This is a genomic window from Streptococcus sp. HSISS2 (genome assembly GCF_000448665.1).
GTDB classification, from domain to species: Bacteria; Bacillota; Bacilli; order Lactobacillales; family Streptococcaceae; genus Streptococcus; species Streptococcus raffinosi.
In genome coordinates, this window is record NZ_CM002133.1 from 635,190 (window position 1) to 637,933 (window position 2,744).

At 44.5% G+C, this 2,744-nt stretch carries 3 protein-coding genes; all 3 read left to right on the top strand.

The window, feature by feature from the left end; all coding sequences use genetic code 11:
• The first annotated feature begins 197 nt into the window (after positions 1-197).
• Positions 198-593: a CopY/TcrY family copper transport repressor gene (locus HSISS2_RS02960; RefSeq protein WP_021145318.1), complete on the top strand. Its 396-nt coding sequence runs from the start codon at positions 198-200 to the stop codon at positions 591-593.
• 18 nt (positions 594-611) lie between these two features.
• A complete protein-coding gene (locus tag HSISS2_RS02965; protein WP_021145319.1) occupies positions 612-983 on the top strand; it encodes a cupredoxin domain-containing protein in 372 nt (123 codons plus the stop codon).
• An 11-nt stretch (positions 984-994) separates the two neighbouring features.
• The coding region (locus tag HSISS2_RS02970) for a heavy metal translocating P-type ATPase (protein WP_042766940.1) at positions 995-2,744 on the top strand (1,750 nt) is incomplete at its 3' end.

Here is a 2,744-nt window from a genome sequence, read left to right on the forward strand (position 1 = left end):
AGTTTTTTCTGAGTTGCATGAAAAATCTAACTTAATTTGACAATTTAGGGAGATAAAAAATAGGGAGCGAAAAAAAGCCCAACCAGACAAATCTTCAAAGGAAGATTTTTTTTTAAACTTTTTGGTTGACAAATGTAAATCTTAGGTGTAAAATAACATCATAAGGTTTACAAATGTAGATTTTGAAAGGAGAAGCCATGCAAATTTCTAATGCGGAATGGCGCATCATGAAGATTATCTGGATGGAAGGCAAGCAGACCAGCACGGATTTGATCGCCGTCTTGTCCGAGCGCTTTGACTGGTCGAAGTCGACCATCAAGACCCTCTTGACCCGCTTGGTGGAGAAAGGATGTTTGACTAGAGAAAAATCAGGCAAAGCCTTTGTCTACTCGGCTTTGTTGAAGCAGGACCAGAGTTTAGACTTGGTGGTTGAGGAGGTGAAAGACAAGGTTTGCTCAAAAAGAATTGTCCAGGTGCTTGAAAACTTGATTCAGGCGAGTGACTTTACGCTTGCAGATCTTAATCAGCTGCAGCAGGTCCTGGAAGAAAAGAAAGCAGAGGCTGTCGAAACAGTCCCTTGCAATTGTATGTAATAGAAAGAAGGAGATTCCATGTTTGGATTGTTGATTAGTATTGTTTGTTTACTTGCGGTTGTCTTTATTGCTTGGTGGTTCTTTGCAGAGCATGAAAAGGTAAGCGGCCACGCTCGTCAGAAATCAGGTTATCAAGAAATTGAAGTCGAAGTCATGGGGGGCTATTCGCCTGAAACCATTGTCCTGAAAAAGAATGTTCCAGCCCGGATCATCTTTAATCGCAAGGATCCATCTTCATGTCTGGCTCAAGTGATCTTTCCAGATTTTGGCGTCCATGAAGATTTGCCTTTAGGTGAAAAACATGTCATTGAAATTACGCCAGAAAAAGCGGGCGAATATGGGTTTTCATGTGGAATGAACATGATGCATGGTCAAATGATTGTGGAATAAAGGAGTTAGGTATGGTAGAAAAACAAAAAGCAGTTGTGGAAAACGGAGTGCAAAAGATCCGTATTACAGCAGAAAAGGGCTATAGTCCCAAAGAATTTCAACTTCAAAAAGGGATCCCTGCTGAAATCACCTTCCATCGGATCAATCCTTCCGGCTGTTACAAGGAAATTTTGTTTGAAGATCAGGGGATCTTAGAGCCTTTGGAAGTCGGTGTAGATAAGGTGATATCCTTTACCCCGACAGAAACAGGGGACTTTGAGTTTTCATGTGGAATGAAGATGCAAAAGGGTTCCTACACGGTTGTGGAAAAACGCCGTCGTGTCTTAAGTTTACTGGGCCGCTTTTGGATTACTAGTATCTTTACCCTTCCTTTATTGATCTTGATGATTGGGATGTGGGCAGGACTTGTCTCCCATCCAGTCAATCGCTGGGGAGGCTTTCTAGCGACAACGCCGATCATGTTGGTAGCAGGAGTACCTTTTATCAAGAGTGCCTGGGCCTCATTTAAGAAGCACCATTCCAATATGGATACCTTGGTAGCTCTTGGAACCCTGGTAGCCTATGTCTATAGTGTATTTGCATTTTTTACTGGTCAGCCAGTATACTTTGAGGCTGCGGGTTTTATCATCTTCTTTATCCTCTTAGGGCAAATCTTTGAAGAACGGATGCGTAACAATGCCTCCGAGGCTGTGGAAAAGTTGTTGGATTTGCAGGCAAAAACGGCTCAAGTTCTCCGTGATGGGAACTATGTCGAGGTGGCGGCAGAAGATATCCAAATTGATGACTTGATTCGGGTCCGTCCTGGGGAAAAGATTGCGGTTGATGGGACGATTGTAGAAGGAAGTACGACCATTGATGAGTCGATGGTGACAGGTGAAAGCTTGCCTGTGGAAAAATCAGTTGGTGATGCAGTGATTGGCTCCACTATCAACAGCAATGGGACCATTCTCTTTAAGGCTGAAAAAGTCGGTAGTGAGACCCTCTTATCTCAAATTGTGGACTTTGTCAAAATGGCCCAATCCAGTCGTGCTCCCATTCAAGATTTGACGGATAAGATTTCAGGTATCTTTGTTCCAGTGGTGACGATTTTGGCCATTGTGACTTTCTGGGTTTGGTCCGTGCTTCTGGGCGCATCGCTTCAAGAGGCCATGCTCTATGCAGTATCTGTCCTCATTATTGCCTGTCCTTGTGCCCTTGGTTTAGCAACCCCAACAGCCCTGATGGTCGGAACCGGCCGTAGTGCCAAGATGGGGGTTCTGATTAAAAATGGAACAGTTCTTCAAGAAGTGCAAAAGATTCAAACCGTTGTGTTTGATAAGACAGGGACCATTACCATTGGCCAACCACTTGTAACCGATGTTGTAGGAGATGAAGCGCGTGTCTTGACACTGGCTGCTAGTCTTGAAGCTTTTTCAGAACACCCACTAGCCCAAGCGGTGTTATCCCAAGCAGAAGAAAAAGGTTTGGTGTTATCCCCTGTGGAAAACTTCCAAGCGATTGAAGGAAAAGGGGTCCAAGGTCAGATCGACCAGCAGTTGGTGACCTTGGGAAATGGCAAACTTCATGACGGGACAGCGATGGATCCGGAGCTTGAAAAACGGATGGTAGACTTGCAAGAGCAGGCCAAAACAGTGATCAGTTTGTCTGTGGATGGGCAAGTGATTGGCTTGATTGCCATTCAAGATGCTCCAAAGGCCAGCTCAAAAGAAGCAATCAAAAAGCTCAAAGAACGGGGCTTGACAACGGTCATGTTAACGGGGG

Bases quoted from the DNA above. Each gene is read 5' to 3' on its own strand.
- HSISS2_RS02960 (WP_021145318.1), top strand. From the start codon at position 198: ATGCAAATTTCTAATGCGGAATGGCGCATCATGAAGATTATCTGGATG.
- HSISS2_RS02965 (WP_021145319.1), top strand. From the start codon at position 612: ATGTTTGGATTGTTGATTAGTATTGTTTGTTTACTTGCGGTTGTCTTT.